Origin of the sequence: Thiocapsa sp. UBA6158, from assembly GCF_002423035.1 — a bacterium.
Taxonomy (GTDB): Bacteria; Pseudomonadota; Gammaproteobacteria; order Chromatiales; family Chromatiaceae; genus Thiocapsa.
The window spans coordinates 1-4,770 of record NZ_DIUM01000116.1; the positions used below are offsets into that span (position 1 = coordinate 1).

Genomic DNA, 4,770 nt, shown 5'->3' on the forward strand with positions numbered 1-4,770 from the left:
GTAACTGCTCTTTTTAGGGTGATAGGTGTAGAGCCGCCGCGCAAACCCCGGATCCGGCTCGCCCTGCACCTCGGTGTGGATCAGCACCCGGGTCTCCTCGCCGCCCAAGCGCCAGACCTCGAGCAGCTTGTCGACATAACGGCGACCGACCACGGCGCGGCGGGTGACCTTCTGCAGCTCCTTGTCGAGAAACGCGAAGCCGCGCGACCAGTCGATGTCGGCCGCGATCCTCGGGAAGAAGAACTCCAGAAAAAGCCGCTGCAAACGGTCGAGCAGATCCTTCCAGGGGGGAATCATAATCGTCGCGGCTATTGGCGGCGGGGGTGCGCATGGGCCTCTTCGAGGCGTGTCCGTATCGAGCGGAATCTCACACGAATCGAAAACGACTCGATCACAATCGGTCGCCCTCTCGGGAAAAATCTGTCCCGTTTTTTTGCCGACTTGCGCCTCGCCGGTCAGCTCGGGTGCAGCACGAATGATCTTGCTGATGCGCGAGCAGTGCAGTCATCAGGCAGTCGGCGTGGATGACCCAGTTGAATCGCTCCCACACGCCTGCGAGCACATCGAAAAACAACTGCCGGTCACCGGCATCTCGAACAATGTCCTCGCGTCCGTCCCCTCGCGAAGTGACGTGATAGAGCGCACCGGCAAACTCAAGTCGCAGGGGTCCGGCCATGACTCCAAAGGTAGCTCGGAAAAGGCATAAGTCTGACCCTGAGGAGCCTTTTCGTCTTTGAGCGTGGGAGCGCGTTGGAGGTAGAGAGTGTGAGCGAGGTGAAAACGGGCTAGCGAGGAAAACGCAGGCGCGAAAAGCTGCGGCCATTCGAGATCGCCGCCCGCTCGATATCGGCGGCCGAATCGATCCAGCCCTTCCCCTCCAGGAACAGCAGCCAAGCCCGCGTGCTCACCTTGCGACAATTGTCCGGCAACAAAAAGCTGGCACGTGCGATCTTGTGGTCCTCGAACAGGAAGACGCCAGTCGTGCCGGGGGCGGACAATGCCAAAGCGTTCATCGCCTCCTGCACCGCGATCTCGCCGAGATTCGCCTTCCGCACCTGGCTAAGGGCCTCGGCCAGAGCGTCGCAATAGTGCGCAAAAGTCCGGGTCGACTCGATCGGTATCGAACGATCCGCGACCCAGGCCCCGATCTTTGCGCTGGTAGGGGTGTCGTTGCGCATCACCTCATACAGCACCATGTCCACAATCACGACCGGCCATCCCGGTTTGAGCAGCAGGTCCAACGCATCGGCATAAGCCAGCGTGATCAGCGGTCCCGCATCGGGCAGCACCACCGGGCCATGCGCCGCAGGCACGGCCGCTTAGTCCGCCAACGCGTTCAATTCGTCGACCATGCCGCGTGTCGCCGATTCCGACAGACGTGGTGTGGGCAGATGTGCCCGGGCCATCAACAAGAACAAATCCTCCTCGCTGTCGATGCCGAGCGCCTCCATCGTTTCCCGGTCGTCGCGACGGCCCAGGGAGAAATCGAGCAGGACGAGGAAATTTTGGTTACCCGCCGCCTCGGCTGCGTCGAATGTCTCGACCAAATAACGCAGCTCGGCATTAAACAGCGCATTGACCGATGTCTCTGCCTTCGCGGCAAGCACCTTAGCCCGCTTGAGCAGATCGCGGTCGATCGCAGCTGTAAAGTTGACATTGGCCATAGGTTGTTTCCTGGTGCGAGCGTGGAACACGGGAATCAGTGTTGCACTGGATCCCGTGCTCGTCAACAACAACCAAGAATGCCGTTGCACCGCCGAAGTCCGCCGAGCACGGAGTAGGAAGACACCCCGCACCACAGGCGATTGAGCCCGGTCCTGCTCCACTCTTTGATGGGAGGGGCATGGGTTTGGTTTGAAGATGAATAATAAATCCGTCCCTTGTCTTTTCTCTGCTCGGAAAGGGCATGAGTCAAGACCCTGATGCCCCGGGATTTCCGCCGGACTATCTGGACTGTCACAAAGAAAGACCTGACCTCGACGACCCTGTGACCCCGATGCCTTACTGCTTGGCTAATCTAGCCAGCCTAGCTATGATGATCCGGTCAAACTGGAGAATCTGTCATGCAAGTCAATATGCTCGAAGCCAAGAACCAACTCTCTAAGCTGGTGAAGGCGGCTGTCTCCGGTGAGGAGGTCATCATCGCCAACCACGGCGAGGCCCAGGTCAGGCTGGTTCCATGCGTGGCCGCTCCGGGGCTGCGCAATTGGGGGGGATTGGCCGGGCAGTTCGGGGATGTGGATGCCGCCTTCGGCGAACAAGCGGATGCTGAAGTCACCAGGCTTTTCAACGACGCATGAAACTGCTGCTCGATACCCAGATCATGTTGTGGTGGCTGCTGGGCGATGCGCGATTGCGGCAGGAGACACGCGAGCTGATGGCGACAACGGCCTGCCTGGTCTCCGTGGGCAGCGTTTGGGAAGTCGCGATCAAGCATCGCGTGGGAAAGCTCTCGGTCGACCCGGATACCTTCCGCGATCAAACCCTTGCCGCTGGCGCTGCGTTGTTGCCGATCGATGACGCGCATGCCATCGAGACGGGCAAGCTGCCCGGCGTGCACGCAGATCCTTTCGATCGATTGATCATTGCACAGGCACGTATCGAGGGTTTGGTCGCGGTTTCCGCCGATGCCGTCTGGAGCGAGTACGAGGTCGCGCTCAGGCGGCCTTAGGGGTCAGCCTTCTCGACGGGATCGATAGGCGGGTACAGCCCGCGTTCTTCGCCGCATCCGACGAAGGTCTCGCCGCCTAAGGCCAAGCAGATAAAATGCCCGTTTGACCAGATACACCAGCAGATAGCGCCCCGTGTAGAGTGCCACGCCGACCGGGTAAAGCCCTGGGATATGGTAATGCTTGCAAAACAGCGCGGCGACATCGCGCAGGTTGCGATGGGAGCGAGTATCGCGCAGGGTGCTGAGGAATTCGACCAGGCTCAGCGTTTCCGGGCGATCCGCCGAGGTGGTGCGGCTGTCGTCGATGTCGATGAAGGTGCCGGTCTCGACATAGAGCGGGGTGCCCAGCTGACGGGCGCGCGGGTAGACGTCGTGGTCGGCCCAATAGTGCGGAAGGGTCTCGGCGTCGAAGAGTCCCGCGCGCGCCAGGACGCCGGCGGGAAGGATCACTCCACGACCGCCGCCGATGAGTCTGACGGGCAGGAGAGGTCGGGCGGCCATGGCGTGCGTGAGTCGGTGCGGCCCGGAAACGGTGGGAAATCCGAAGAGAAACCGACTGCGCGGGCTGATGCTGGTGATGGCTCCGCTGCGCCGGTCGCGCTGAATCGGCGCGATGATGGCATCCGGGCGAACCTGCGAGAGGCGCAGCAGCGTCCCGATGGTTGCGGGCGTCACATAACAGTCGGCCCATGACTACGACCTCGGATCGACCGGATTTCCGCCGGACTATCTGCGATGCCGAGCTCGAATAGCTCGTGACCCCGATGCCGCTGTTAGCATGCCCCTGGACCCCGATGGAAAAGTTGACAGCGGGCATCCTCGGGGTAACGATGAACAACAGACCGTTTCGAACCGTCCCGTAGCCCGCCAATGACGACCATCCGTCCCACCGAGCTGAAGGTCCGCTGCTACGCCGAGCGTGAGGCGCCGCGCCTGTGGGTCGCCATCTGTCTGGACTTCGACTTGGCCGCCCAAGGCGAGACCTTCGAGGATGTCAAACGCAAGCTGGATGCCGTGATCGATGACTATGTCCGCGAGGCATGGGATGGCGAAGACCAAGCCTACGCCGATGCGTTGCTGAATCGACGCGCGCCGCTGCGGTACTGGCTGCGCTTCTGGTGGTTCGGCTTCTGGCGCCATATCCGCCGGCACGACGACACCCACCGCCCGTTCAACGGACGCCTCCCCTGTCGCTCGCTCAATGAGCGGCCACTTCCCGCCGCTGACCTGCACCGAGGTCAAGCGGATCCTGCGCACACTCGGTTTCGAGCCCCGCAAGGGCGGGAGCGGCTCACGCGAGCAGTGGGTCAAGGATGAAAACGGCCGGCGCTACAAGGTCACGGTGGACTGTCCCCAAGGCGCCTTTCTCTCCAACCCTCATCGCGTCGAGGGCGCGTCAAGCGGGCATCTCCAAGAAGGCGTTTTATGCCGCGCGCGAGCGATAACAGCGATAACGAATGCCGTCGGCGAGGTCGAACTGAATCCAGCCGTCTGATGGGCCTCCACCTCTACCGTTAGTCTTCAATCAGGGGATTTTCCCTATGGGAGGCTCCAACTTCCTCGCATCGCCGGCTGCATCCTCGCTTTCGACTTGTGTTCAAAACCACGAGACAAGACCCCGATGCCTTTTGGAAGAAGGAACCGGCGCGGTCCAACGTCGCGAAGCGACGACACCTCCGGGATAGACGACTTGCAGTCGTCCTCTTCCATGTCCCGACGGTCAACCACATCAACCTCGGGGACGCCCGGATTCATCCGCTTCCCCCCAAAAACGATCTCCCATCCGTGCACCATGCGGCCGACTCGCACGGAGCGCATGCCCATGTCCAAGTCCCGATGCGGTTCGATGCGCTGTATGAACGGCGTAATGCGTTCCAAGGTCGCACCCAGCGTTTGACGCGCTTTAGCCGCATCTTAGTCGGCCTGCAACCCTACCCAGAAGCCATCGCTCAGGGCGAAGACGCGCGACAGACGCAGCCCGGTATCGGCGCTGATCGCCCGTCGACCGGCCAGGATTTCGCCGATACGTTGTTGCGGTACACCGACGGCCTTCGCTAGGCGATAAGGGGTAATGTTCAGCCTAAAAAGAGCAGTTACAC

Annotated in this window: 8 protein-coding genes and 1 pseudogene; 4 read left to right on the forward strand and 5 right to left on the reverse strand. The window is 61.4% G+C overall.

All coding sequences use genetic code 11. The features are described from left to right. Nucleotides 1-297, reverse strand: a pseudogene (locus tag B4N44_RS15925) (cytosolic protein); the annotation flags it as partial. 178 nt (nt 298-475) lie between these two features. On the opposite strand from B4N44_RS15925, the gene B4N44_RS15930 reads away from it, so the two are divergent. Beyond that, complete coding sequence (locus B4N44_RS15930) at nt 476-706, forward strand: hypothetical protein (protein WP_296702834.1); 231 nt, start codon at nt 476-478, stop codon at nt 704-706. Nucleotides 707-785: 79 nt separating this feature from the next. On the opposite strand, the gene B4N44_RS15935 is transcribed toward B4N44_RS15930, so the two are convergent. Together B4N44_RS15935 and B4N44_RS15940 are read right to left on the reverse strand one after the other, a co-directional pair. Beyond that, nucleotides 786-1,313: a hypothetical protein gene (locus B4N44_RS15935; RefSeq protein ID WP_296702837.1), complete on the reverse strand. Its 528-nt coding sequence runs from the start codon at nt 1,311-1,313 to the stop codon at nt 786-788. Between the two features lie 6 nt (nt 1,314-1,319). Next, complete coding sequence (locus B4N44_RS15940) at nt 1,320-1,664, reverse strand: hypothetical protein (protein ID WP_296702840.1); 345 nt, start codon at nt 1,662-1,664, stop codon at nt 1,320-1,322. A 399-nt stretch (nt 1,665-2,063) separates the two neighbouring features. Here B4N44_RS15940 and B4N44_RS15945 point away from each other — a divergent pair, with 399 nt between their 5' ends. Then, nucleotides 2,064-2,300, forward strand: a complete 237-nt coding sequence (locus B4N44_RS15945) for a type II toxin-antitoxin system Phd/YefM family antitoxin (RefSeq protein WP_296702843.1) — start codon at nt 2,064-2,066, stop codon at nt 2,298-2,300. Further along, nucleotides 2,297-2,671 (forward strand): type II toxin-antitoxin system VapC family toxin, encoded by a 375-nt coding sequence (locus tag B4N44_RS15950; protein WP_296702848.1) that lies wholly within the window; start codon nt 2,297-2,299, stop codon nt 2,669-2,671. The genes B4N44_RS15945 and B4N44_RS15950 overlap by 4 nt, the downstream gene beginning before the upstream one ends. 3 nt (nt 2,672-2,674) lie before the next feature. On the opposite strand, the gene B4N44_RS15955 is transcribed toward B4N44_RS15950, so the two are convergent. Beyond that, entirely contained in the window at nt 2,675-3,346 is a 672-nt protein-coding gene (locus B4N44_RS15955; RefSeq protein ID WP_296702853.1) for a hypothetical protein, read from the reverse strand. Nucleotides 3,347-3,541: 195 nt separating this feature from the next. On the opposite strand from B4N44_RS15955, the gene B4N44_RS15960 reads away from it, so the two are divergent. Continuing rightward, nucleotides 3,542-3,988, forward strand: a complete 447-nt coding sequence (locus B4N44_RS15960; RefSeq protein WP_296702856.1) for a hypothetical protein — start codon at nt 3,542-3,544, stop codon at nt 3,986-3,988. A gap of 597 nt (nt 3,989-4,585) precedes the next feature. On the opposite strand, the gene B4N44_RS15965 is transcribed toward B4N44_RS15960, so the two are convergent. Then, nucleotides 4,586-4,770, reverse strand: a 185-nt coding sequence (locus tag B4N44_RS15965; protein ID WP_349681098.1) for a HigA family addiction module antitoxin, incomplete at its 5' end; no start/stop codon positions are given.